Source organism: Achromobacter ruhlandii (genome assembly GCF_902859695.1).
Classification (GTDB): domain Bacteria; phylum Pseudomonadota; class Gammaproteobacteria; order Burkholderiales; family Burkholderiaceae_B; genus Achromobacter; species Achromobacter ruhlandii.
Genome location: NZ_CADIJL010000020.1, coordinates 24,993 through 47,523, shown reverse-complemented (window position 1 = coordinate 47,523; position 22,531 = coordinate 24,993). Strand labels below are relative to the sequence as shown.

The 22,531-nt window shown below is 68.0% G+C and carries 23 protein-coding genes and 1 tRNA gene; 10 read left to right on the top strand and 14 right to left on the bottom strand.

The genetic code is table 11. The annotated features are described in order from the left end of the window. Positions 1 to 14: 14 nt before the first annotated feature. The 3 genes from HV742_RS21435 to HV742_RS21425 all read right to left on the bottom strand — a co-directional run bounded on the left by HV742_RS21435 (position 15) and on the right by HV742_RS21425 (position 2,194). The gene (locus HV742_RS21435; RefSeq protein ID WP_175146312.1) at positions 15 to 926 is read right to left on the bottom strand and encodes a LysR family transcriptional regulator; all 912 of its coding nucleotides are present in this window, start codon (positions 924 to 926) and stop codon (positions 15 to 17) included. Positions 927 to 1,337: 411 nt separating this feature from the next. Continuing rightward, positions 1,338 to 1,757, bottom strand: a complete 420-nt coding sequence (locus tag HV742_RS21430) for a hypothetical protein (protein WP_049071450.1) — start codon at positions 1,755 to 1,757, stop codon at positions 1,338 to 1,340. Beyond that, on the bottom strand, positions 1,754 to 2,194 hold the full coding sequence (locus HV742_RS21425) for a Fur family transcriptional regulator (protein WP_082707117.1): 441 nt from the start codon (positions 2,192 to 2,194) through the stop codon (positions 1,754 to 1,756). The genes HV742_RS21430 and HV742_RS21425 overlap by 4 nt, the downstream gene beginning before the upstream one ends. Positions 2,195 to 2,301: 107 nt before the next feature. Between HV742_RS21425 and HV742_RS21420 the strand changes: the two genes are divergently transcribed. Further along, positions 2,302 to 3,084, top strand: a complete 783-nt coding sequence (locus HV742_RS21420) for a helix-turn-helix domain-containing protein (RefSeq protein WP_081330480.1) — start codon at positions 2,302 to 2,304, stop codon at positions 3,082 to 3,084. A gap of 358 nt (positions 3,085 to 3,442) precedes the next feature. Further along, the gene (locus HV742_RS21415) at positions 3,443 to 4,306 is read left to right on the top strand and encodes an alpha/beta hydrolase (protein ID WP_049071451.1); all 864 of its coding nucleotides are present in this window, start codon (positions 3,443 to 3,445) and stop codon (positions 4,304 to 4,306) included. 38 nt (positions 4,307 to 4,344) lie between these two features. Here HV742_RS21415 and HV742_RS21410 read toward each other — a convergent pair whose 3' ends face one another. Next, a complete protein-coding gene (locus HV742_RS21410; protein ID WP_049071453.1) occupies positions 4,345 to 4,818 on the bottom strand; it encodes a YkgJ family cysteine cluster protein in 474 nt (157 codons plus the stop codon). Between the two features lie 218 nt (positions 4,819 to 5,036). Between HV742_RS21410 and HV742_RS21405 the strand changes: the two genes are divergently transcribed. Continuing rightward, positions 5,037 to 5,642 (top strand): DNA-3-methyladenine glycosylase I, encoded by a 606-nt coding sequence (locus tag HV742_RS21405; RefSeq protein WP_049071454.1) that lies wholly within the window; start codon positions 5,037 to 5,039, stop codon positions 5,640 to 5,642. Between the two features lie 69 nt (positions 5,643 to 5,711). Here HV742_RS21405 and HV742_RS21400 read toward each other — a convergent pair whose 3' ends face one another. After that, the gene (locus HV742_RS21400; RefSeq protein WP_175146311.1) at positions 5,712 to 7,640 is read right to left on the bottom strand and encodes an LTA synthase family protein; all 1,929 of its coding nucleotides are present in this window, start codon (positions 7,638 to 7,640) and stop codon (positions 5,712 to 5,714) included. Between the two features lie 299 nt (positions 7,641 to 7,939). On the opposite strand from HV742_RS21400, the gene HV742_RS21395 reads away from it, so the two are divergent. Then, positions 7,940 to 10,012, top strand: a complete 2,073-nt coding sequence (locus HV742_RS21395) for an AsmA family protein (RefSeq protein ID WP_175146310.1) — start codon at positions 7,940 to 7,942, stop codon at positions 10,010 to 10,012. A 6-nt stretch (positions 10,013 to 10,018) separates the two neighbouring features. On the opposite strand, the gene HV742_RS21390 is transcribed toward HV742_RS21395, so the two are convergent. Next, positions 10,019 to 11,614, bottom strand: a complete 1,596-nt coding sequence (locus HV742_RS21390; RefSeq protein WP_175146309.1) for a GGDEF domain-containing protein — start codon at positions 11,612 to 11,614, stop codon at positions 10,019 to 10,021. Positions 11,615 to 11,625: 11 nt separating this feature from the next. Further along, positions 11,626 to 12,270, bottom strand: a complete 645-nt coding sequence (locus tag HV742_RS21385; protein ID WP_068980753.1) for a TetR/AcrR family transcriptional regulator — start codon at positions 12,268 to 12,270, stop codon at positions 11,626 to 11,628. 117 nt (positions 12,271 to 12,387) lie between these two features. On the opposite strand from HV742_RS21385, the gene HV742_RS21380 reads away from it, so the two are divergent. From HV742_RS21380 to HV742_RS21370, 3 genes are all read left to right on the top strand, one after another. Beyond that, positions 12,388 to 13,134, top strand: a complete 747-nt coding sequence (locus HV742_RS21380) for an SDR family NAD(P)-dependent oxidoreductase (protein ID WP_175146308.1) — start codon at positions 12,388 to 12,390, stop codon at positions 13,132 to 13,134. Positions 13,135 to 13,365: 231 nt separating this feature from the next. Beyond that, positions 13,366 to 13,441, top strand: a tRNA-Lys gene (locus tag HV742_RS21375). Between the two features lie 92 nt (positions 13,442 to 13,533). Then, positions 13,534 to 14,478: a metallophosphoesterase gene (locus tag HV742_RS21370; RefSeq protein WP_175146307.1), complete on the top strand. Its 945-nt coding sequence runs from the start codon at positions 13,534 to 13,536 to the stop codon at positions 14,476 to 14,478. Positions 14,479 to 14,630: 152 nt separating this feature from the next. Here HV742_RS21370 and HV742_RS21365 read toward each other — a convergent pair whose 3' ends face one another. Then, positions 14,631 to 15,254 carry an FMN-dependent NADH-azoreductase gene (locus tag HV742_RS21365; RefSeq protein ID WP_175146306.1) on the bottom strand — a complete coding sequence of 208 codons (624 nt, stop codon included), beginning with the start codon at positions 15,252 to 15,254 and terminating at the stop codon, positions 14,631 to 14,633. A 237-nt stretch (positions 15,255 to 15,491) separates the two neighbouring features. Here HV742_RS21365 and HV742_RS21360 point away from each other — a divergent pair, with 237 nt between their 5' ends. The 3 genes from HV742_RS21360 (at position 15,492) to HV742_RS21350 (ending at position 17,333) form a co-directional block, all read left to right on the top strand. Beyond that, positions 15,492 to 16,148 carry an HAD family hydrolase gene (locus HV742_RS21360; RefSeq protein WP_175146305.1) on the top strand — a complete coding sequence of 219 codons (657 nt, stop codon included), beginning with the start codon at positions 15,492 to 15,494 and terminating at the stop codon, positions 16,146 to 16,148. A gap of 124 nt (positions 16,149 to 16,272) precedes the next feature. Continuing rightward, positions 16,273 to 16,920, top strand: a complete 648-nt coding sequence (locus HV742_RS21355; protein ID WP_054416434.1) for a YiaD family glycine zipper/OmpA-like lipoprotein — start codon at positions 16,273 to 16,275, stop codon at positions 16,918 to 16,920. 86 nt (positions 16,921 to 17,006) lie between these two features. Beyond that, entirely contained in the window at positions 17,007 to 17,333 is a 327-nt protein-coding gene (locus tag HV742_RS21350; RefSeq protein WP_049071467.1) for a 4a-hydroxytetrahydrobiopterin dehydratase, read from the top strand. A gap of 31 nt (positions 17,334 to 17,364) precedes the next feature. Here HV742_RS21350 and HV742_RS21345 read toward each other — a convergent pair whose 3' ends face one another. The 6 genes from HV742_RS21345 to HV742_RS21320 all read right to left on the bottom strand — a co-directional run bounded on the left by HV742_RS21345 (position 17,365) and on the right by HV742_RS21320 (position 22,369). Next, positions 17,365 to 17,820 (bottom strand): MarR family winged helix-turn-helix transcriptional regulator, encoded by a 456-nt coding sequence (locus tag HV742_RS21345; RefSeq protein WP_175146304.1) that lies wholly within the window; start codon positions 17,818 to 17,820, stop codon positions 17,365 to 17,367. Continuing rightward, positions 17,817 to 18,038, bottom strand: a complete 222-nt coding sequence (locus HV742_RS21340) for a hypothetical protein (RefSeq protein WP_175146303.1) — start codon at positions 18,036 to 18,038, stop codon at positions 17,817 to 17,819. The genes HV742_RS21345 and HV742_RS21340 overlap by 4 nt, the downstream gene beginning before the upstream one ends. Then, positions 18,035 to 19,669, bottom strand: coding sequence for an FAD-dependent monooxygenase (locus HV742_RS21335; RefSeq protein WP_175146302.1), 1,635 nt, complete (start codon positions 19,667 to 19,669; stop codon positions 18,035 to 18,037). The genes HV742_RS21340 and HV742_RS21335 overlap by 4 nt, the downstream gene beginning before the upstream one ends. A 117-nt stretch (positions 19,670 to 19,786) precedes the next feature. Then, the gene (locus HV742_RS21330) at positions 19,787 to 20,485 is read right to left on the bottom strand and encodes a DUF6776 family protein (RefSeq protein WP_049071473.1); all 699 of its coding nucleotides are present in this window, start codon (positions 20,483 to 20,485) and stop codon (positions 19,787 to 19,789) included. A gap of 157 nt (positions 20,486 to 20,642) precedes the next feature. Further along, positions 20,643 to 21,329, bottom strand: coding sequence for an N-acetylmuramate alpha-1-phosphate uridylyltransferase MurU (gene murU, locus HV742_RS21325; RefSeq protein WP_059269347.1), 687 nt, complete (start codon positions 21,327 to 21,329; stop codon positions 20,643 to 20,645). Beyond that, a complete protein-coding gene (locus HV742_RS21320; RefSeq protein ID WP_059269348.1) occupies positions 21,329 to 22,369 on the bottom strand; it encodes an aminoglycoside phosphotransferase family protein in 1,041 nt (346 codons plus the stop codon). The genes murU and HV742_RS21320 overlap by 1 nt, the downstream gene beginning before the upstream one ends. Between the last annotated feature and the right edge of the window lie 162 nt (positions 22,370 to 22,531).

The window sequence follows — 22,531 nt, the reverse complement described above, 5'->3', positions numbered from 1 at the left end:
GGCAATGCCCGGGTCTAGAACGGTTGCGGCGCGTCGCTGCGGATGAAGCGCAGGAAGCGATGGGCGGCATCCGACAGGGGGCGCGAGGCGTGGGTCTGGAACTGGAGTTGACCCGCGTTGAGCAGCGTGTCGTTGATGGGGCGGCAGATCAGCCGGCCGGTTTCGAGCTGGTCGGCGACGGTCAGGCGGGCGCAGAGGGTGATCGCGTCGCCGGTGAGGACGTAGTGGCAGGCGGCGTCCGGCTGGTTGGACGTGAAGGCGGGCGACAGCGTGATGTTGTACAGGCTGCAGGCCATGTCCAGCACCTGCCGCAAGGCGCTGCCGCCATGGGGCAGCGCAAGGGGATAGGCGGGCAGCTGGGTGATGTGCAGGGACTCGAAGGCGGCGAGCGGGTGGCCCGGACGCATCACCGCGACGATTTCGGCGGGATGCGCATGGATCACCGCGATGTCCTTTTCGGCGGTATGGCTGTAGGTCACGCCGATATCGGCCTGCGCCGAACGCACGCGCTCGGCCACCAGGCCGGCATCGAGGATGTGCAGGCTGAAGCGGACCGAGGGGTGTTCGGCCTGGAAGGCGGCGAATTTGCGCGGCAGGGCGTAGGCGGCAAAGCCGGGGGCGCCGGCGACTTTCACGGTCTGGGTGTAGCGGCCATTCTGGCCATGGATTTCGGCATAGGTGCGGGCGGCGTCGGCTTCGACGCGGCGCGCGTGGTCGGCCAGGATGCGGCCGACCTCGGTCACCCTCATGCCCTTGGGATGGCGTTCGAACAATTGGTTGTGCAGGCGCTGTTCCAGGCCGGCGATCTGCCGGCTGACGGCGGAACTGACGACGTTGAGGCGCGCGGCGGCGCCATTGACGGATCCAGTGTCGACGACGGTGAGAAAGTAACGAAGCGCGGTGCTGTCGAATTGGAATCGCTTCATTGGTATGAGTGCCGTAAATCGCAGTGTCGAGTCCGGGCGGCGGGCGACCGCCGCAAACGGCGCGGGCGGCGGCGGCCCGGGGGCGGCCGCGTGCCGTGGCGTCTTGTGGACGCCGTGGCCACGGCGTTGGGCCACGGAAGCGAGGGCGGTTTGCGCCGCGGGGGACAGGCGCGCCATCCGGTGGGCCGGTGCGCCGGGATGCCCGCCCCGGGCCTGCGGGACAGGCGATGGGCCAGACGTGGAATTTATTCCAGCAACACCTTTTGCCACAATCGCAAATTTATCAATATTGCATTCTAATTTCGGCAATAAGGCGCGAGGCGGGCCGCTGCGGACGGGCGGGGCGCGGCGGCGAAAAAAAAGCGCGCCGGCAGGCGCGCTCGAGAGCGGAGGGAAACGGCGTCGCGCGGCTCAGTCAACCACGAAGCCGCCGGGCCCGGTCTGGCCGAGCAGTTCGCGCGCGCATTGCACCGCCTCATGGGGCGTGGCCACCGCCAGGAACGGCATGCCGAAGGCGCGCGCCATTTTCTCGCCGCGCTTGCGGATCTTGTCGAGCGCGCCGGCGTCGCGTTCGACGGCAATGAAGGCGCGGCAGCGGGCCTTCAGGCGCGGCATGTTGCTGGTCTGCCATTCGATCATGGCCTTGCGGTCGTCGTGGCTGGCCTCGCTGCGCATGTCCGGCACCACCATGACGAAGGTCTGCGGGTTGTCGACCAGCATTTCCATCTCGCGGATCCAGCTGGCGGAATAGCCTGCCGGGGCGCTGCCATGCCTGGCGGTGACGATGGGGAATTGGGACAGGTCGTGGAAGAAAAACTGATCGCGGTTCATTCGAATTCTCCAATGGAAGGGGCGGGCGTGTCCTTGCGGCAGCCGCAGCCGCCGTAAAGCACCAGACTGTAGGAATCCAGCGCGAAGCCGCTGTCCCTGGCGATCTTGCGCACCAGTTGCGCCATGGCGGTGTCGCTGGACTCCTGGATGCGGCCGCAATGGCGGCAGACCAGGTGGTCGTGGTGTCCCTTGTCGTTCAGTTCGTACACGGTCGAGTGCGAATCGAGCTGAGTACGTTTGAGCAGTCCGGCGTCCTCGAGTTGCGTGATGACGCGATAGACCGTGGCCAGGCCGATGCTGCTGTGTTCCGAGATGAGGTTGCGGTAGATGTCCGCCGCGCTCAGGTGCTGGTCCGCATGCTGGTGGAAGATGTCCAGGATCTTCAGGCGTGGGAAGGTGGCCTTGATGCCGGCCACGCGCAACCGGGTGTGGTCCATGATGATTCTCCATTCCGGGGCCGATGCCCGAATGATGAGAATGATGTACATTTTCAAAAAGCCCCGCTAACGGGAACCCGTCAACCTGTAGCTCAAATCTGCCAACCATGTCCGACATGGTCGTGGTCCACCACGCTCTCCCCGACGTCCTGCTGACGCCTTTCAGCATCCAGCATCCGAGGACGTCCAAAGGCATTTCCGTGCCAGACCATGCCCACGACGAGGGCATGCTGGTGCTGGTGCATGCCGGCCTGGTGCTGGTGCAGGCCGGCAAGCAGGTGTGGACGGTATTGCCCGGCAGCCTGGGCTGGATTCCGCCCGGCGTGCAACACGCCGCCCGCTGGTTCGGCGAGGCGCGCGGCTCGTTCCTGTACGTGCGGGCCGATGCCTGCGCGCGCCTGCCCGATCACTGCCGCTCCTGGCCGTCGTCGCGGCTGATCGACGCCCTGGTCGAACGTTTCACCACGAGTCCGTCCGGCGCGTTGTCGGAGGCTTACCTGGAACAGCTGTTCGATGTCCTGCTGGCCGAGATCGCGCAGCGCGAACACGCTTCCGTACTGCTGCCGATGCCGGCCGATCCGCGCCTGCAGGACCTGGCCAATTCGCTGCTGGGCACGCCCGACGACACCTCGGGCATCGACGAATGGGCCCAACGCCTGAACATGTCGTCGCGCACCTTGATGCGGCGCTTTCGCCAGGAAACCGGCGTCACGCTGGGCCAGTGGCGCCAGCAGGCGCGGCTGCTGCGCGCGCTGGAAATGCTGTGCCGCGGCGGTTCGGTGACCGAAGCCGCGCTGTCGGTGGGCTATGAAAGCACCAGCGCCTTCATCGGCAGCTTCCGCGCCACGTTCGGCATGACGCCGACGCGTTACCTGGCCGGCCGCGAGTAAGCACACGCCAGCGCGCCGGCGGCAGGCAGGCGTGGCGGGGCCCGAAGGACCCGCATCCGGGCCGGCGGAGCGCCTCCCCAGCCTTTACGGATCTTCACTTTTTCCCGACAGATTTGCGGATCTTCCCGCGCGCCCCTTGCCTACCATGGCGCCAGGGTAGGACAGGTCTTCTCGTCCCGCCCTCCATGCATCAAGGGTGTTCCATGACTTGCCAATCATTCCTCGTTCTCCCGCCGGCCGGGAGCGCCGGCGGCGCCGTGGCGCCGGCTCCGGTTATCGCTTTCGCCCAGATCCTGGCGCGCCTGCTGGCGGCCACGCGCAGCGCCTGGCAGCTCGATGCCGTGGCCGGGAGCGCGCCGTGACGACGCCCCGCACCGGTGCGCTGCTGATCCATGGCCTGGGCGGCACCGAATTCGACATGGGCTCGCTGCACAAGGTGCTGGCGCGCGCTGGCGTGGAAACCCATGGCGTGACGCTGCCCGGGCACGCGGGGCGGCCGGAGGACCTGCTGGACGTGCGGGTCGAGGATTGGATGGACGTGGTGACCCGCCGCTACCGCGAGCTGTGCGCGCAGTACGAGGTGGTGCATGTGATCGGCATGTGCCTGGGCGCGCTGCTGGCGGTGGAACTGTGCAAGCGCGAGTCGCACACCCGCGGCGCGCTGGTGTCGCTGTCGGCGCCGGTGTTCCTGGATGGCTGGAGCACGCCCTGGTACCGGGCGCTGCGTTATCTGCTGTACCACGTGCCGGGCGTGCCGCGCCGCATCCGCGTCGAGGAAGAGGATCCCTACGGCGTCAAGAGCGAGCTGGTGCGCGCCTTCATCAAGGCCGGATTCGCGCGCGGCGACGGCTTTCACTACCAATGGGTGCCGCTGGCCTGCGTGCGCCAGGTCGACCGGCTGCGCGGCATGGTCAAGCGCGGGCTGGAGCGCATGCGTTGCCCGACGCTGGTGATGCACGCGGTCGAGGACGAACTGACCAGTCCGCGGTCGGCGCGGCTGCTGGGCGCGCGCATTCCCGGGGCGTCGGTGGTATTGCTGCGGGACAGCTATCACATGATCTGCGTCGACCATGAACGTGAGCGTGTGATGCAGAACGTGCTGGCCTTCCTGGGCAAGGATCCGGGCATCGTGCGGGTACGGCGACGCGCCGGCGAGCCCCGGCGCGAGCGCGGCGAAGCGGCGCCGGTCGAGGCGGACGGCCTGCTCGCGGCCGCCCGCTAGCGCGCGGTCGATCCGGACAGGCGTGGCGGCGCGCCCGTTCAGGCGGCGGCGGGCTGGTCGGGCTGGTTGGGGTGGGACGGGCCCTGCGGGTCGTTTTCGGCGTCTGGGCGCGGCGGCACCGGCGCCAGGCCCAGCGCCAGCCGCAGGCGCTGGCAGTCGGGGTTGGGCGAGCCGTCAGGCTGCCAGATGTCGAATTCGCGGCAGGGCGTGGGGCGGTTTTCGTAGATGGCGCAATGGATGCCCGGCCGGCCCAGTTCGCCGCGCAGCGAAATGCAACGGCCGCCGCCCATCTCGGTGCCTTTCATGCAGGCGCGCAGCGGGCTCATCTGGGTGACCAGATCCAACGGCACCTGGCCGCCGTTTTCTCCGGCCAGTTCACCGATATAGAACGACACCCGGAAATGGGAACAACAGGCGCCGCAGTCCAGGCAGGGATTGGTGGCGGGGTTGTTGTCGCCGGCCAGCAGGGCGGGCGACACGAGGGTCAGGGCGGCTGTCTCGAGCAGGGACATGGCGGTGGATCCGAAAACCCGTCCCGGCCCCGGCTCGGACGCAAAACGGGCTTGCATGCCGCAAGCCCGCCAGGCCGATCCGGGAGGGCGCGCGGACACGGCCGGCGCGGGATCAGGGGTGGAAATAGTAGCTGGATTCGACTTGCGGCCGCTACGACTTTTTTCGGGGACGTTGCTGCGGTAGCATCGGGGACCCGACAGCCGCCAGGACCCATTCCATGACCGCCAACTCCGACTTTTCCGACGGCCTCGCCCGCTGCGGCTGGGTCGACACCTCCCCCGAATACATCGCGTACCACGACACCGAATGGGGATTTCCCCAGGGCGACGACCGCGCCCTGTTCGAGCAGCTGTGCCTGGAGGGATTCCAGTCCGGCCTGAGCTGGCGCACCATCCTGAACAAGCGCGAGGCGTTCCGCCGCGGTTTCGCCGGCTTCGATCCGGCCAAGGTCGCGCGCTTTGACGAAACGCGGATCCAGGCGCTGCTGGCAGACGCCGGCATCGTGCGCCATCGCGGCAAGATCGAGGCCGTCATCAACAACGCCGGGCGCGCGCTCGAGATGATCGAGCGCGAAGGCTCGCTGGGGGCGTTCCTGTGGCGCTTCGAGGCGCCGCCGGGGGCGGCGTCCACACGGGGCGCATCGACCTCGGCGCAATCCGAGGCCTTGTCCAAGGCGCTCAAGAAGCTGGGCTGGAAATTCGTCGGGCCGACCACCGTGTACGCGTTCATGCAGTCGGTGGGCATGGTCAACGACCACCATCCCGATTGCCATTGCCACGGTCCGAGCGAACGGGCCCGCAAGGCATTCCGGCGGCCGGCCTAGAGGCGCCGGACCGGGCCTTGGGCCGGCAGCGTGGCGGCCCCCCGAGGCGCCGCCACGTCGCAGCCTGTCTTAACGGGCGGCCGCCTGCGCGGCCGGCGCTCCTTGCATGACGGAAGCCGCGCCAGGGATGCAGTAGCGGCCTTCGCGATAGGCCCAGCTGGGCCACAGCGCGTGCGCCAGCGCTTCCTCGGCCAGTTCGGGATCCAACGGCGCCGGCGTGTAGTCTTCCGGCGCGGTGTAGCGGTATTGCACCGGCGCCTTGTTCGGCGCCAGCACCAGCAGGTCGTTTTCCTTCAGATAGCCGTAGGTGTTGTCGTACTGCATGATGGCGCGCCCCGGCGCGCTGCGGGTCAGGTCGTGGCCGAGCATCGGGTGTTCGGTGTCGACGCCGATCAGCGACAGCAGCGTCGGCGCCAGGTCGATCTGGCTGATCAGGCGGTCATCGCGCCGCGCTTCGATGCCGGCGCCCAGGATGACGGCCGGAATATGGAAATGGCGCACCGGCACCAGGCTGGCGCCGAACACGCGCGAGTCATGGTCGGCGGCGATCAGGAAAACCGTATTGTCCCAGTAGGGCGCGGTCTTGGCGCGCTCGAAGAAACGGCCCAGCGCCCAGTCGGCGTAGCGCACGGTGTTCTCGACCGTGGCCGGATTGCCCTCGGTCTGGATGCGGCCCGCCGGATATTCCCATGGCGAATGGTTCGAAACGCTGAAGGCCAGCGTGAAGGTGGGCTGGTCGCCGTCCTCGCGCAGCAGGCGGTCGAGCTGGTTGAACATGTCCTCGTCCGACGCGCCCCAGGTGCCGACGAAGGCGGGATCGACGAAGTCCTCGCGGTCGACGATCTGCTTGAAACCGTTGCCCAGGAAGAAGCCCTTCATGTTGTCGAAGTGCGATTCGCCGCCATAGATGAAGCGTGAATGGTAGCCATGGCGGCCCAGCAGGTCGGCCAGCGAGAAGAAACCGCGCTGCGAGCGCGGCAGCTTCAGCACCGCTTGCGCCGGGGTCGGCAGGAAGCCGGTCACCACCGCCTCCAGGCCGCGCACCGAGCGTGTGCCGGTGGCGTAGGCGCGGGTGAAGGTCCAGGCCTCGCGCGCCAGCGCGTCGAGTTCGGGCGTCAGGTCCATGCCGCCCAGGCCGGCGCTGTATTGGGCGCCCAGGCTTTCTTCCAGGATGATCACCAGGTTGAGCGGGCGGGCGGTCTTGCGGCTGGCAGGCTGGCGATGCAGGCTGGGATGGTCGGCGTTGGCCGGCGGGTAAGGCAGGCCCGCTTGCGCCAGCACGCGGCGGTGCATGTCGTCGTCGTCCATGCCGCCGTACACGGCGGAGGCCGACTTTTCGTTCTTCATGCTGTAGACGGCGTAGAACACGTTGTACAGCGAGTTCAGCGCCAGAGTGTTGAGCATGCCGTCGGAGCTGTAGGCGACCGAGGACGGATTGATCGGACGGTGGCCCAGCGTGCCGCGGATCGCCATGATGACCACGGCCAGGATCGCCAGGCTGGCCAGCGGCATCTGCCACCAGGCCAGCGGCGCGTCGGGCACGGCATGGCCGAACAGCGTGTAGGCGCCCCAGCCGATCAGCCCCAGAGCGCCGAAACCGCCCAGCAGCGCGCCCTTGTAGCCGCGCCACAGCATGCCGGAGACCTCGCGCGGGTGCTTCAGGTATTCGACGAACAGCCGGTTGGGGCGGGTGTCATATTCGAGAATGAACGGCGGGGTGGCGACTTCCAGGAACGCCAGCAGGATGAAGGCGACCAGATACCAGATGCCGGCGGCGGTGGCGGCGAAGGGCAGGTGGCCGAACCAGGGCGACAGCACCGCCGGCAGCGCCGCCATCACGCCGATCTGGTGGGCGTCGATGCGCAGGCCGCCCAGCAGCAGGGGCACCAGCCCGCCGGCGTTGCGCACGCGCTGCCATTGCCATGCGGCCAGGGCCAGGCGGCTGAGGGTCAGCAGCGCAAAGGCCGCCACCACGAAGATCAAGCTTGAATGCCGCATCGGGCCTCCAGGTAGTACTACGATTGCGCGCCCAGGGGGGCGGCGGGTCGATCGCCCCGGGGCATTTGAACAGCGCCGGCGTCAAAAATTCGGTATGGATTATTCCTTCCATGCCGGCAAAACCCTCGGTCCGGCCTGGCCGCTTTGTAACTTTTGCCGACGGGTCTCTCTGTGACACGGAAAAATCCGTACACATTATCAGGCCGGCAAGCTTAACCCGCCCGGCGCGGCGCGCTACCCTTGAGGGTAAATAGGGCCGGGACATCCACGCCCCGGTGGCAACGGCAAGGATGATAACGATGACGCGCACAACAAAAATAGCGGTCGGAATCGTCGGAGGGCTGGCCCTCCTGGCGGCGATATTGGTGGTGGTGGTCGCCACATTCGACTGGAATCGTGCCAGGCCGATGATCAATGAGCGCGTCAGCACGGCCATCGGGCGGCCCTTTGCCATCAATGGCGATCTCAGCGTCGACTGGGCGCGGGAGCCGGACGAGGGGGGATGGCGCGCCTGGGTGCCGTGGCCGCATGTGGTGGCCAATGACATCAGCATCGCCAACCCCGACTGGGCCAAGGCGCCTGAATTCGCCACGCTCAAGCGCGGCGAATTCAGCCTGTCGCCCCTGCCGCTGTTGCGCCAGCGGGTGGTGATCCGGCGCATCCAGCTGACGGAGCCCGCGGCCGACCTGGAGCGCCTGGCCGATGGCCGCGCCAATTGGGTCTTCACCCTGCCCGAGAGCGGCGAGCCTTCGCCCTGGGTGCTGGACATCAACGAGATCGGCTTCGACAAGGGCAGTGTCGGCCTGACCGACGCGATCCTGCAGGCCGACCTGACCGTGCTGGTCGACCCGCTGGGCAAACCGGTGCCCTTCGCCGACGTGGCCGGGGCGGCCTTCGTGCCGGAGGACGCCGCCGCCGCGTCGCCGCGTGATTACGTATTCGGCTGGAAGGTCAAAGGCAAGTACAAGGGGTTGCCGACCCAGGGCGAGGGCAAGGTGGGCGGCATGCTGGCGCTGCAGGACCCCAGGCAGCCCTTCCCGGTGCAGGCCGACGTGACGATCGGCGGCACCAAGGCGGCCGTGACCGGCACCCTGACCGACCCGGCCAACCTGGGGGCGCTGGACCTGCGCCTGAAGCTGTCGGGCGGCTCGATGGCGCAGCTGTATCCGCTGACCGGCGTGACGCTGCCCGATACGCCGCCGTATTCCACCGACGGCCACCTGGTGGCCAAGTTGCGCAATGCCGGCGGCGCGGTGTTCGACTATCGGGATTTCAACGGCCGCGTCGGCAGCAGTGATCTGCATGGCGACCTGTCGTTCTCGCTGGCGGCGCCGCGTCCTAAGCTGACGGGCAAGCTGTCGTCCAAGCAACTGCGCATGGCCGACCTGGGGCCGCTCATCGGGGTGCAGTCGGGCAAATCGGCGCCGGCCCAGGACAAGCCCAAGGACGCGCCGGCCAAGCCGCCCGGCGGCAAGGTGTTGCCGGTCCAGGAGTTCCGCACCGACCGTTGGCGCGACATGGATGCCGACGTGGCGCTGGAGGCGGGCCGCATCGTGCACGACGCCAAGCTGCCGCTGTCCGACCTGTCGGTGCATCTGGTGCTGCAGGACGGCCAATTGACGCTGGACCCGCTGCGCTTCGGCATGGCGGGCGGCAGCATGGCCGCGACGGTGCGGCTGGACGGCTCGAAGGCGCCGTTGACCGGGCGCGTGGAAATGCATGCGCGGCGGCTGCGCCTCAAGCAATTGTTCCCCGCCGCGGAGTCGATGCAGAAGACGCTGGGTGAATTGAACGGCGATCTGGCGCTGGCGGGCACGGGCAATTCGGTGGCCGCGTTGCTGGGATCGGCCGATGGCGATGTGAAGATGCTGGTCAACGATGGCGTGATCAGCCGCAGCCTGATGGAGATCGCCGGGCTGAACGTGGGCAACTACGTCGTCTCCAAGCTGTTCGGCGACGACGAGGTCAAGATCAACTGCGGCGCCGCCGACCTGGAGATGAAGCGCGGCGTCATGACACCCCGCGTGTTCGTGTTCGACACCGAGAACGCGCTGATCAACATCACGGGCACCACCGATTTCAAGAACGAGAAGCTCGACCTGGACATCACGCCCGACAGCAAAGGGTTCCGCATCTTCTCGTTGCGTTCGCCGCTCTACGTGCGCGGGACGTTCGGCAAACCCGATGTGGGCGTGCATGTGGGGCCGCTGGCCGCGCGGGGCGCGGGCATGGTGGCGCTGGGCGTCATCCTGACGCCCGCGGCGGGGCTGTTGGCGCTGATCGCGCCCAGCACGACCGACGACAATTCCTGCGGCACGCTTCTCAAGCAGATGCGCACGCCGCCCAAGGCGCCGGCGCCCAAGGGCAAGTAGCCGGCTTCAGCGCGGCAGCGCCATGCGCGCGCCATCGGGCGCCTGGTTGTCGGCCACGCAGACGGCATTGCGGCCGTGGTTCTTGGCGTAGTACAGCGCCCGGTCGGCGCGCTGGATGACTTCGTCCAGCGTGGCGCCGTGCTCGGGGTAGCAGGCCACGCCGGCCGACAGCGTCACGGGCGCGGGCAGGCCGTCGTCGGCGCCCAGGCGCGCCAGTTTCTGGCGCAAGCGTTCGGCGGAGGCCACGGCCGCCGCCAGCGGCGCGCCCGGCATCAGCATGACGAATTCCTCGCCGCCGCTGCGGGCCACGGTGTCGCCCTGGCGCGAGCCCTCGGTCAACAGCGTCGCCAGTACCCGCAAGGCCTGGTCGCCGGCGGCGTGGCCGTAGCGGTCGTTGATGTTCTTGAAATGGTCGATGTCCACCGCGACGATGGCCAGCGGCGTTTCGGCGGCCTGCAGCAAGGCCATCGCCTCGTTCAGGCCGCGACGGTTCAGCAGGGCGGTGAGCGTGTCGGTGGTGGAGGCGCGGCGCAGGTCGCGGATCTTGTGCTGGATCGACGTCAGCCCCATCAGCAGCGCGCGCTTGAGTTGCGAGGCCTCGAAATACCAGGAACGCACCTTGCGGATGCGTTCGGCCGAATCGGGGTCCTGCATGCGCCTGGCGATGCCGGCCAGTTCGCCGAGCGGGCGGGCGATCCAGCGCGACAGCAGCCAGAGCAGCACGATGGATAGCAGCAGCAGCGGCAGCGTGTTGCGCGCGGTCGCCATCAACAAGTCGTTCAGCGGCAGCAGCGTGCTGGCCACCGGCCTTTGCGCGATGATGGTCCAGCCGGTGCTGGGCACCGGCGCGTAGCCGGCGAGCAGGGCGGTGCCGCTGGCGTCGGTGAAGCGCAGTTCGCCGGTCTCGCCGCGCAGCGCGCCCGCCAGCGCGCCCTTGTCGGCGGAGGCGTGCCCCAGCCGGCTGCGGTCGGGGTGGTAGATCAAGGTGCCGTCGCGCGACAGCACGTACAGCAGGGAATCGTCGCGGTTGAAGTGCTGGCCCAGCAGCCGGTCGAGCACGTTGTCTTCGTGCAGGTAGAGCGTGCCGGCGACATAGCCGAGATAACGATAGTCGCGCGAGAAAATGGGATGGGTGTAGAGGATCAGCCAGCGGCCGTTGCTGGCCTGGAACGGTTCGCTGATGAAGGGGCGGCGCGTGGTCAGCGCGATCCTGGCGGCGTCGCTGGTCATCTGCTGGCCCATCAGTTGCGGATACGAGGTCGACACCGCCAGCACCTTGCCTTGCGCCGACACGACGAAGCTGGAATTGAAGTGTCCCAGTTGCTCCTCCAGGCGGCGGGCTTCCGACGCCATCAGTTGCGGCTGGGTCTCCATGTCGGCCAGCACGTCGGCGCTGTAGGCCAGGTGGCGCCGCAGGTCGCTCAGGAAATACTCGGTGGTGGCGGCCAGCTTGGCGGCGTAGACGCGATTGCTTTCCAGCGCGTTGTGCAGCAGCAGGTCGCGTTGCACCAGGTAGCTGGCGTGCAGCCCCGCCGCCAGCACCAGGAAGATCGACAGCAGGCTGATCCAGAGGATGAGGCGCCGTAGGTCGATGCGGAGCATGGAAGAATCCGTCAGGCGTGGATCCGGCCAGGTGGCGGGCCGGAAGGGGGGGCGTCGCCTGTGAGCGCGTCCCAGGCACACATCGCCTGGCGCGCCACGGCTTGCAGGGTCTTGCGGCTGGCGCCATCGCGCGCCTGGATCGACATTCCGTGAAGGATCGTGGTGTAGAAGGCGGCCAGCCCTTTCAGGTCGGCGCCGGCCGGCAGTTCGCCCGCGGCGGCCGCGGCGGTCAGGCGGGCCAGGATGCGGTTTTGCATCTCGCGGCGGTTGTCGCCCAGAAATGTGCCGACGTCGTCATGGCTTTCGGCGCCCGAGGGGGCGCCCAGCACGATCAGGCAGCCAGGCGGCGCGCCGGGTGTGGTGAAGCGTTCGGCTGCCGCCAGCAGCATGCCGCACACGCCTTCGCGGGCGGTGGCGCCGGCGGCCAGCGCGCGACGCGAGGCGGCGCCGTCGGTGTCGCGGTACAACTGCACCGCTTCGCGAAATAGCCCTTCTTTTGAGCCGAATGCGCCATAGAGACTGGGCGAGTTGATGCCCATCGCAGCCGTCAGATCGGTCAGCGATGCTCCTTCATATCCCTTCGACCAGAAGACTTCCATGGCCTTGCGCAAGGCCTGGGCTCGGTCGAAGTTCCGGGGGCGCCCACGTTCTGCCATATGTCCGCGATTTTACTCGGGTCGGATATTTTGTGTTGATCGATAAAAAAATCATTGACGGCCATGCCGCGGCATCGGATGATATTTGTACTGATCACTACAAATTGAGGTTGACCCATGCAGAATCTGAGCGGAAAAGTTGCTTTCGTGACCGGCGGCAGCCGCGGCATCGGCGCGGCAATCGTGCGGCGTCTGGCGGCGGATGGCGCCGACGTTGCCTTCACCTATGTCAGCGCCGCGTCGCGCGACACCGCCGCCGCGCTGGCTCGCGAACTGGAGGCCGGCGGCCGCCGCGCGCGGGCCATCCAGGCCGACTCGGCCGATCCGGGGCAGGTGCGGCGGGCGGTCGAGCAGGCCATCGCCGAACTGGGCCCGGTGGACGTGCTGGTGAACAACGCCGGCATCTTCCTGGCCGGCCCGCTGGGCGAGGTCACGCTGGATGACTACGAACGCACGATGAACATCAATGTGCGCGCGCCGTTCGTCGCCATCCAGGCGGCGCAGGCCGCGATGCCGGATGGCGGCCGCATCATCAACATCGGCAGCTGCCTGGCCGAACGCTCGGGGCGCGCCGGCGTGACCTTGTATTCGGCCAGCAAGTCGGCGCTGCTGGGCATGACCCGCGGCCTGGCGCGCGATCTGGGCGCGCGCGGCATCACCGCCAACGTGGTGCACCCGGGGCCGATCGATACCGACATGAATCCGGCCGATGGCGAGCGCGCGAGCGATCTGGTCGCGGTGCTGTCGCTGCCGTATTACGGCGAAGTGCGGGATATCGCCGGCATGGTGGCCTTCCTGGCCGGGCCCGATGGCCGCTACGTGACGGGCGCAAGCCTGGCGGTGGACGGGGGCTACGCGGCCTGAGGGCGACGGTGCAAGCGGCTTGCACCGCGCTCGGACGCCCGCCCTGGGGATCGTGCTGTCGAGGGGGCCGGCGACTTTTTTGTGGATGATTGGCCACCGACTTGCACATTTAAAAAAAGCTCTCTATAATCTCGCTTCTTCGCTGATCAAACACAACGAAACGCAGCGGAAGCAAGCCAGAGCGCAATGCAAAAGCAATGTTTCCCAGCCGGATTTGTGAATGAACATGCAGGGCTGTTAGCTCAGTTGGTAGAGCAGCGGACTCTTAATCCGTAGGTCGAGTGTTCGAGCCACTCACAGCCCACCAGAATTCTCTAGTAGTATCGAGCGTAAAGCCCACCGGAAACGGTGGGCTTTTTGCGTTTCGTCCCGTTGGACTGCATGACGTCTGGAATCCCTATGTACGACATCATCGGTGACATTCACGGCGAAGACCGGAAACTGGAGGGCCTGCTGCGCCATCTCGGGTATGTGCCGGCAGGGAAGGGCTACAAGGCTCCCCAAGGCCGGCAGGCCGTCTTCCTGGGCGACCTGGTGGATCGAGGCAAAGGGCAGCGGCGGGTCCTGGAAATCGTACGGGCCATGATGGATGACGGCCAGGCCCTTTGCATTATGGGCAACCACGAGTTCAACGCCATCGGCTACGTCACCGAGGATCCGCACCATCCAGGCGAGTGCCTGCGGCCCAATCGTGGCGATTCGGAGAAAAGCCGGAAGAATCGCAAGCAGCACGGTGCCTTTATCAGCCAGATTGGCGAAGGCAGCCCGGAGCATGTTGCCTGGGTTGCCTGGTTCCGCCAATTGCCGCCCTATCTGGACTTGGGCGGCATTCGTGCCGCGCATGCCTGTTGGGACGATGGCGCCGTCAAGACGTTGAACGATGCGGGCTGGCTGCCAGGAAAACCGCTGGATGACGCCCTGCTGGTAGCCACTCACCAAAAGGGCTCGGCGCTGGAGCAGGCGAGAAAGCGGCTCACTTCAGGCGTGGAGCTGGCGTTGCCCGATGGCCGCTACATAGAGGACAAGGAAGGGCACCGCCATTACGAGGTGCGGCTGGCCAATTGGCGCGATTGGGCGAGCGCTTTGCATGAGGTCGCCCTGGTGCCGGCAGGCCAAGAGGCGCAGATCCACGGCTTGGCATTGCCCGGGGACTTCAATCGGACACCCATCACCGGTGCGCCTGTTTTCATCGGCCATCATTGGTTCAAGGGCCCGCCCCGGATCGAGAGTGCGAAGCTGGCCTGCCTGGACTGGTCGGCCGCGGCGGGCGGACCGCTGGTGGCGTACCGATGGGATGGCGAAGCGACCTTGTCCAATGACAAGCTGGCCTGGGAAAGGGGATAGCGTGGCCGCCGCGTCGCAGCGGCCTGTTCCTGCCACTGACACGCCGCCAGGATAGCTCGAGCGCCACCCTTGGGTGGCGCTTGTCATTGCGCGTCCGGTCTCTCGGTTGAGATCGAGAATCGCGAGTCGTGCCTTTGACGCGCCGCCGCGGGCTAGAAATTCCGCGCCATTGCGATCGCCTCTGCCTTGCCCTGTTCGATGGTCGCGGGGGCCAGGGCGTCCCAGGTGTGTTCAACCTGGATGCGCCGAATGTCGGTCACGCCGATGAAGGCCAGCCAGAAATCGAGGTAATCGGCCTGGTGGGTGAACCCGGGGCTGTCGCCGCCAGCCGCCTTGTCCTGGCTCTGGCCGCGCACGTGGATGACCAGCGCCCGCGTGATCTGCAATAGCGGGCCGTAGGACTTGCCGTCGAAGCTGAAGAGCAGGTTGCGCTGGCTGACCAGATCGATCAGTTGCTTGAGCTTGTAGGGATAGCCGAAGTTCCACATGGGCACACCGATGACGATGCGGTCGGCTTGCTGGAAGCGTTGCGCCAGCGCGGTGATCCGGTTCCAGGTCGCGGCCTCGACGGAATTCATGGGTTCTCCGGCAACGCGTTTGTATTTCGCGCCGATGGCCAGGCTGTCGAACTCCGGCAGCGCTTCATCCCACACGTTCAAAGTGTCGACTTCCAGCGACGGATGGACGGCGCGGCAGGCGTCGAGGAATGCGTCGGCGATGGCGATCGAGGCGGAGCGGGGCCCCCGGGGGGAGGACACGATGTTGAGTACACGCATGATGGGAATCCGGAAATGGGAAGGCGGTCCGGCGCCTGCGGCCGCCAGGGGTTGAACATACGATTGCAATTGCAATTATGTGGCCAGGCGATTGTATCGTGGCGCGATGGACTCGCAACCGGGGTGCGGCGGCCGGGGCGATTAAGGCGTGCCTTAATCGTGGTTGCACGCAGGCTGAACCCCGGCGCGGGCCGGCGTCTCTATAGTGGCTGGCACCAAATCCGAAGGAGTATCGCCATGTCTGTTCCGTCCGCCGCTTATCCCCGCGTGGTGCTGTTTGATCTGCTGACCGCGCTGCTGGATTCCTGGACCGTGTGGAACGCCGCGGCGGGATCGGAAGCGCGGGGCCGGGCCTGGCGCGCCGAATACCTGCGCCTGACCTACGGCTGCGGCGCCTATCAGCCCTATGAGCAGCTGGTGCAAGCCGCGGCCGAGGCGGTGGGGCTGCCGGCCAGCGCGCCCGCGGCGCTGGAGGCGGGCTGGGACGGCCTGCCGGCCTGGGATGGCGCGCGCGACCTGCTGCAGGCGCTGCGACCGCATTGCCGGCTGGGCGTGGTGACCAACTGTTCACGGCGCCTGGGGCATCGCGCGGCCGCCCTGCTGGGCGTGGACTGGGACGTGGTGGTGACCTCGGAAGAGGCCGGTTACTACAAGCCCGACCCGCGGCCATATCAATTGGCGCTGGCGCGCCTGGAAACACCGGCCTCGCAGGGGGCGTTCGTGGCGGGGTCGGGGTATGACCTGTTCGGCACCAGCCAGGTCGGGTTGCGCACGTATTGGCATAACCGCGTCGGCCTGGCCTTGCCGGCCGGAGCGCCGGCGCCCGAGGCGCAGTCGCCGCGGCTGGAGGCGGCGCTGCCATGGCTGGCCGGGTTTGGCGTCGCCGCGCGCTAAGGCGCGCCGCCAGGAGCGCGGTACAAACTGTTGCGCCTTGCCGGCTGACGCGGCGGAGGGGGCAGGGCTTAACATGATCCAGCCGGCATTGTGCCGGCGCACCGACAGGATCGTGGAGGTTGTCATGTACACAAGCACAATGCTCAAGCGTATCGCTGTAGTCGCCGCATCGGGCGCCCTGGTGGTGGGGTGCGCCACCCAGCAGCAGACCAACACCGCCGTGGGAACCGGCGCGGGCGCCGCCGTCGGGGCCGGCATCGGCGCCCTGATCGGCCATGGCACCGGCGCGGCGGTCGGCGCCGGCATCGGCGCGGTGGCCGGGGGCCTCATCGGCTACAACTGGAAGGTGGTGAAGGAGGATGTGCAGCGTTCGGGGGCGACCTCGCTGGGCATCGACGTGGTTGAAATGCCGGACGGCAGCCTGAAGGTCAACATCCCCAGCAACGTGTCTTTCGATACCGACAAGACCGATCTCAAGCCGGCGCTGCTGCCGGTGCTGGACAGCGTGGCGCGTTCTCTCAACCAGCATCCCGAACTGCGCGCCAAGGTGGTGGGCCATACCGACAGCACGGGGTCGCTGGCGCACAACCAGACCCTGTCGGTGAACCGCGCGCGCAGCGTGACCGACTACCTGTCGCGGCAGGGCGTGGCCGCGACGCGCCTGTCGATTGAGGGGCGCGGGCCCAACGATCCGATCGGCGACAATGCCACCGCCGAAGGCCGCGCGCTGAACCGCCGCGTCGAGATCTATCTGTACGCGGTCAAGCAGTAGCGCCGGGCGCCGCGCCGTCCATGCCGGGGCGGGCGGCCCGCGCGCGGCGCGGCGCCATTTTCCAACGGCCCATCCTGGAGTTCGCCATGAGCATGTTTCCCCCCGCGCGTATCGGCACCGACACCGCGGTCGCGGCCCTGTCCGGCTGGCAGGCCGTCGCGATGCGCGACGCCATCGAGAAGCGCTTTCGCTTTCCCAATTTCAATGCCGCATTCGGCTTCATGGCGCGGGTGGCGATGTTCGCCGAAAAGCTGAACCATCACCCGGAATGGACCAATGTCTACAACCGGGTCGACGTGATGCTGACCACGCACGATGCCGGCGGCGTGACCGAGCTGGATGTGCGCATGGCGCAGTTCATGGACGAGGTGGCCGCGCAACTGGGCGCGACGGCGCCGAAGGCGGCGGGCTAGCGTCCCGGCAGAGCGGGCCGGACATGGCACGTCAGTCTTCCGATGCGCCGGGATGATTGCGCTGGTGCGCGAGCAATCGGTCGAGCATGTCGCCGAGCAGGCGTTGTTCGTCGGCGCTCAGGCAGCCGAAGATCTCCTGGTTGCGCCGCACGATCAGATCGATGATGCGCCGGTATTGCGCCTGGCCGGCGGCGGTCGGCGACAGCACGACGCCACGGCCGTCGGCGGCCGAGTCTTTCTTCTCGATCAATCCGCGTTCGACCAGCGCCTGCGCCGAGCGGCTGGCCTGGCCCTTGTTCAAATTGGCGGCGCGCGCCAGGTCGTTGACCGACAGCGGCGCATAGCGGCCGATGGCGGCCAGGCAGCGCGCCTCGCCCAGCGGGATGCCGCAGTCTTCCAGGTAGGCGCGATTCGTGTCCCGGTCGGTGATCTTGTTGATCGCGTGCAGGCGGTACGTCAGGAATCGTTCGAGGGCGGGCGAGGTCACGTCGGGCGGTCGGCGGTGGGGGCGGGATAGTGTGCCACAGGGTCGGCGCAGGCCGCTTCGGCCTGCGCCAGCAGGGCGGTGGCGGCGGATGCGTCCGGCAGGCGCGCCAGCGCGGCCAGGCCGAGGATCGACAGGAACTGCGGCGCCCGCGCCGGTCCCACGCGTGTCAGCGCCTGCGCCATCGAGGTATAGACCTGATCCAGTTCGTCGTGGTTCATGCGCGCGGCTCCTGCGGGGTGGCGGGGATCATCGGGTAGTAGGGCGCCAGGGCGGCGCGCAGGGTGTTGTCGTCGCAAGCATCCCAGCGGCCGAGCACGTAGCCGTCGGGTCGTAGCAGGTACACCGTGCCGGGTTGCGCGCCGTAGCGGTCGCGCAGGTGGCCATGCGGGTCGCGCCAGGCGCGCGCCGCCGGTCCGCCGACGGGCAATACCCGCAGCGGATCGGGCATCGCGCGGGTGGCGGCGGCGAGCGCCTGCAGGCGCCCCTCGGCGGTGGCGTCGGGCGCGCAGGCCAGCAGCACGAAGCCGCTGCCGAAGCAGCTGCTGAGATAGCGTGGCGCCCCCTCGGCGTCGGCCAGCAACAGGTCGGGCGCCGGCTGGCCGGGCGCGGCGGCGGCGGTTTGCGGCGCGGCGCCATCGGCCAGGTTCAGGGGCGAGCCGTCGTAGGCGATGGGCGCCGATTGGCGCGGGTTGATCAGTGGCCGCACCCGCTCGTCCGTCAGCGCCAGCCGCAAGGCCGCTTCGCGCATCAGGCGGAAACCAAAGTCCGGCGGCGCCATGAATTCGGTGCTCTTGGCGCCGTAGGCCAGGTTCTGGCGGGTGGCGTGGACGCGTTCGTCGCTGTAGCTGTCGAGCAGGCGGTCGGAGGCGTGGCCACGCAGTACCCAGGCCAGTTTCCAGGCCAGGTTGCCGGCGTCGTCCAGCCCGGAATTCAGGCCGCGCACGCCGAAGATCGGCACCAGGTGGGCGGCGTCGCCGGCGAACAGCACCCGGCCGTGGCGGTAGCGCTCCAGCGTCAGGCATTTGGCGTTGTAGAGCGAGATCCACAGCGGCTTCCAGGGCGCGGTCTCGCCGATCATGTCCAGGTGGCTCTGGACGCGCGGCAGCACGTTCTCGGGCTTGACCGCCTCGGCCGCGTCCTCGTCGTCGCGGATCTGGTAGTCGACCCGCCAGACGTTGCCGGGCTGGCGATGCATCAGCAGGGTGGAGCCGGGATTGGAGGGCGGGTCGAACCAGGCCAGCCGCTCGACCGGGCGGCTGGAGGCCTGCTCAATGTCGACGATGACATAGCGGCCTTCGTATTGCATGCCTTCCAGCTTCAGGCCCAGCGCCTCGCGCACGCTGCTGCGGCCGCCGTCGCAGGCCACCACCCAGTCGGCCCGCACGCTGTGGCGCCGGCCGCCGATCTCGGCCTCGACGTCGACGCCGTCGGGTCCCGGCCGCACCGCGACGGCGCGGGCGGACCATTGCAGTGTCGCGTGGTCGGGCTGGCGCAGCATGGCCTGGTGGGCGAATTCCTCGACGAAGTACTGCTGGATGTTGACCATCGGCGCGAAGCGCTGGGTCGGGTCGTGCGGCATTTCGAAGTGCAGCACTTCGCGGTCGCGGTAGTAGCTGCGGCCGCCGGTCCAGGGCAGGCCGGTGGCGGTGAGGGCGGCGTCGGCGCCGGCCCAGCCCAGGATTTCCTGCGAACGGCGCGAGATGCAGATGGCGCGGCTGCCGCTGCAGTAGCCGTCGTCGGCCTCCAGCGTGAGCGAGGCGATGCCGTAGTGCGCCAGCAGCGCGGCCAGGGTCAGCCCGACCGGACCGCCGCCGACGATCAGGACGGGCACGCGGGAAGGCAGTGTCATGGTGTCTCCGATATAGTTGTTGGCGCAACTATATCGCGCAGTTGGTTGTGGGCGCAACCAACTCGCGCGCACGAAAAAAAACCCGCCTGTGGGGCGGGTCCTGGGGCGAGGCCGGGTTCAGTTGCGCACGTAGTAGATGCGCATGGCCTGCTGTTTCTGGTTGCCGTCCATGACGCGCAGCACCACGACCTTGGGGGTGAAGCCGTCGGGCAGCTTGAGCTGGCCCAGCGCGTAGTCGTAGCGATCGACGTTCAGGGCCGGGCCTTCCGGCGTGACGGTGGCGGCGCGGCCATTGGGGTAGCTGCCGTCGATCGAGAAGGTCAGGGTGCCCTTGAACGGCGCGCCGGTGCGCTCTTCGCGCATTACCAGCACCTGATAGTCGAGCAGGCCGGGCTGGCGCTTGAAGGTGGCCGAGCGGATGCCCAGGTTGCCGCCGCGGGGATCGGGCGGCATGGCGTCCTGGAACAGCACCAGTTCCTTGTTCTGGGTTTCCAGCTTGGCGCGGGCTTCGGCCAGATCGGCGGTGAGTTTTTCATGGCCGGACTTGTTGGCGTCGCGCTGCTGCGTGGCCTCTTCGAGCTGGCTTTGCAGGCGCTGGTTTTCCAGCTTGGAGGCGCTCAGTTCACTGTGCAGTTGTTCGGATTGCTCGACGGTCAGGCGTTGCGGGCCGTAATTGGTCTGCAGGAAGAGCACGCCGCCCGCGCCCAGGGCAATGCCCACCAGCAGCAGGACGAGCCAGCGCGGCATGCGGCGCGTGCGTTGGCCCGGTTGGTATACGGAGGGCTTGAATACGGCCCGTTGCGATCTTCCAAACATCCCCATTCCTAGAAAACGTCCTGTGTGTTGCCTGGCCGCGCGCCGCGCGCACTGGCCAAAGCGTCAGAGAATACCCGCTTAAGCGGGTGCGATGGGCGCGCGGACAAGCCTGGTTGCGCACCTTGATATTGTGAAATATGTGGGTATCGGGCGGGCTTCAGGCCCGGCCTGAACCCAGCTCGGCGTCGAGGTCGGCCAGCCGTTGCGGGGTGCCGACATCGATCCAGCGGCCGCTGTGGCGCGCGCCGCGGACCCGATCCCGCGCCATGGCCTGCCGCAACAACGGCGCCAGCCGCGCGGCGCTGCCGCGCGCCACGTCCGCGAACAGCATGGGATGGTAGACGCCGATGCCGGAGAAGGTCAAACGGGGTTCGCCTTCATCGGCGACGCGGCCGTCGCGGCCCAGGACGAAATCGCCGGCCGGATGCTGCGGCGGATTGTCGACCAGCAGCAGCCAGGCGCCGCCCGCCGGCAGGGCGGCCGCCAGCGCGGGGGCGGCCGCCGGATGCCAGTCGCACCAGATGTCGCCGTTGATCACCAGGAACGGATCGGGTCCCAGCAGCGGCAGCGCCTGGGCGATGCCGCCGGCGGTTTCCAGGGCGGTGTCCTCGGGGGAGTACCGGATCCGCAGGCCGAAGGCCGCGCCGTCGCCCAGCGCGCGTTCGATCTCGTGCCCGAGCCAGGCATGGTTGATGACCACTTCGTGGAAGCCGGCCGCGGCCAGCCGTTCGAGATGCCAGGCGATCAGCGGCTTGCCGCCGACCGGCAGCAGGGGCTTGGGCAGCCGGTCGGTCAGCGGGCGCATGCGTTCGCCGCGGCCCGCGGCAAGGATCATGGCGCGCATCAGAAGGTGTATCCGACGCTGACCTGGCGGTCGTCGAGCTTGTCCAGCAGGCGCAGCAGGGGCGTGAAGACGCCGTAGCGCTGCGCCACCTGGCGCACATAGGCGTTCACGCGCGGCATGTGGGCCAGGTAGTGGGCCTTGCCGTCGCGGTGGTTCAGGCGCGCGAACACCCCCAGGATCCGCAGATTGCGCTGCAGGCCCATCCATTCGTAGGCGCGGTGGAATTCGGCGAAGTCGGCATCGACCGGCAGGCCGGCCGCGCGCGCCATTTCCCAGTAGCGGATGGCCCAGTCCAGCTGCTGCGGTTCTTCCCAGGTGGTGCGGGCATCCGTCACCAGCGACGCCAGGTCGTAGGTGATGGGGCCGGCCAGGGCGTCCTGGAAGTCGATGACTCCCGGATTGGGGCCGTATTGCGGCTGGTCGCAGAGCATCAGGTTGGGCGAGTGGTAGTCGCGGTGCACCAGCACGGTGGGCTGGTTGCCGTTGCTGGCCGAGAGCAGGGCGAAGATCTTGTCCAGGGCCTGCGTGGTCTTGTCATCGAGCGTGGCGCCATGGTGTTTGCGCACGTACCACTCGGGGAACAGCGTCAGTTCGTCGGCCAGCCGCGCGCTGTCGTAGGCGGCCAGGCCGGTGGTCCTGGCCTGTTGCAGGCGCACCAGCGCCGCCAGCGCGTCGCGGTACATCGATTGCAGGCGGGCGTCGTCCACGCCGTCCTGGATGCGCTGGTAATAGGTCTGTTCGCCCAGGTCCGAGAGCAGCAGCAGGCCCTGGCCGAGGTCCTGCTCGATGACGGCGGGCACGTTCAGGCCGGCGTCGCGCAGCAGCTGGCCCACGTGCAGGAAGGGGCGGCAATCTTCGTGCCGGGGCGGGGCGTCCATCACAATCAGGGTACGGCCTGCCGCGTCCAGGCGGAAATAACGGCGGAAACTGGCGTCCGCGGACGCGGGGCGCAGGGTGTCCACCGCCAGGCCCAGGGCGGCGGGCAGGCCTTGCAGCCAGGCGCGGATCTGCTCCAGGCGGGGGTCATGATCGTTTTTCAAGGAAGATCCGTGTCAGAAGGGCAACATTGCGGAAAAATGGGTGGCGCGCACATAAGGCTGGGCGTCTGGCGCGGCTTCTCTATAATACCGGCTCGTTTCCGTTAGCATTGGCCCTTCGCGGGCGCCTCTGCCTGGTTCCCCCATCGTCAAAAAGGGCTGTTT

What these genes read in the sequence shown, in the direction of transcription:
- HV742_RS21435 (WP_175146312.1), bottom strand. Translation starts at nt 926, where the DNA reads ATGAAGCGATTCCAATTCGACAGCACCGCGCTTCGTTACTTTCTCACC.
- HV742_RS21430 (WP_049071450.1), bottom strand. Translation starts at nt 1,757, where the DNA reads ATGAACCGCGATCAGTTTTTCTTCCACGACCTGTCCCAATTCCCCATC.
- HV742_RS21425 (WP_082707117.1), bottom strand. Translation starts at nt 2,194, where the DNA reads ATGGACCACACCCGGTTGCGCGTGGCCGGCATCAAGGCCACCTTCCCA.
- HV742_RS21420 (WP_081330480.1), top strand. Translation starts at nt 2,302, where the DNA reads ATGTCCGACATGGTCGTGGTCCACCACGCTCTCCCCGACGTCCTGCTG.
- HV742_RS21410 (WP_049071453.1), bottom strand. Translation starts at nt 4,818, where the DNA reads ATGTCCCTGCTCGAGACAGCCGCCCTGACCCTCGTGTCGCCCGCCCTG.
- HV742_RS21405 (WP_049071454.1), top strand. Translation starts at nt 5,037, where the DNA reads ATGACCGCCAACTCCGACTTTTCCGACGGCCTCGCCCGCTGCGGCTGG.
- HV742_RS21400 (WP_175146311.1), bottom strand. Translation starts at nt 7,640, where the DNA reads ATGCGGCATTCAAGCTTGATCTTCGTGGTGGCGGCCTTTGCGCTGCTG.
- HV742_RS21395 (WP_175146310.1), top strand. Translation starts at nt 7,940, where the DNA reads ATGACGCGCACAACAAAAATAGCGGTCGGAATCGTCGGAGGGCTGGCC.
- HV742_RS21390 (WP_175146309.1), bottom strand. Translation starts at nt 11,614, where the DNA reads ATGCTCCGCATCGACCTACGGCGCCTCATCCTCTGGATCAGCCTGCTG.
- HV742_RS21385 (WP_068980753.1), bottom strand. Translation starts at nt 12,270, where the DNA reads ATGGCAGAACGTGGGCGCCCCCGGAACTTCGACCGAGCCCAGGCCTTG.
- HV742_RS21380 (WP_175146308.1), top strand. Translation starts at nt 12,388, where the DNA reads ATGCAGAATCTGAGCGGAAAAGTTGCTTTCGTGACCGGCGGCAGCCGC.
- HV742_RS21370 (WP_175146307.1), top strand. Translation starts at nt 13,534, where the DNA reads ATGTACGACATCATCGGTGACATTCACGGCGAAGACCGGAAACTGGAG.
- HV742_RS21365 (WP_175146306.1), bottom strand. Translation starts at nt 15,254, where the DNA reads ATGCGTGTACTCAACATCGTGTCCTCCCCCCGGGGGCCCCGCTCCGCC.
- HV742_RS21360 (WP_175146305.1), top strand. Translation starts at nt 15,492, where the DNA reads ATGTCTGTTCCGTCCGCCGCTTATCCCCGCGTGGTGCTGTTTGATCTG.
- HV742_RS21355 (WP_054416434.1), top strand. Translation starts at nt 16,273, where the DNA reads ATGTACACAAGCACAATGCTCAAGCGTATCGCTGTAGTCGCCGCATCG.
- HV742_RS21350 (WP_049071467.1), top strand. Translation starts at nt 17,007, where the DNA reads ATGAGCATGTTTCCCCCCGCGCGTATCGGCACCGACACCGCGGTCGCG.
- HV742_RS21340 (WP_175146303.1), bottom strand. Translation starts at nt 18,038, where the DNA reads ATGAACCACGACGAACTGGATCAGGTCTATACCTCGATGGCGCAGGCG.
- HV742_RS21335 (WP_175146302.1), bottom strand. Translation starts at nt 19,669, where the DNA reads ATGACACTGCCTTCCCGCGTGCCCGTCCTGATCGTCGGCGGCGGTCCG.
- HV742_RS21330 (WP_049071473.1), bottom strand. Translation starts at nt 20,485, where the DNA reads ATGTTTGGAAGATCGCAACGGGCCGTATTCAAGCCCTCCGTATACCAA.
- murU (WP_059269347.1), bottom strand. Translation starts at nt 21,329, where the DNA reads ATGCGCGCCATGATCCTTGCCGCGGGCCGCGGCGAACGCATGCGCCCG.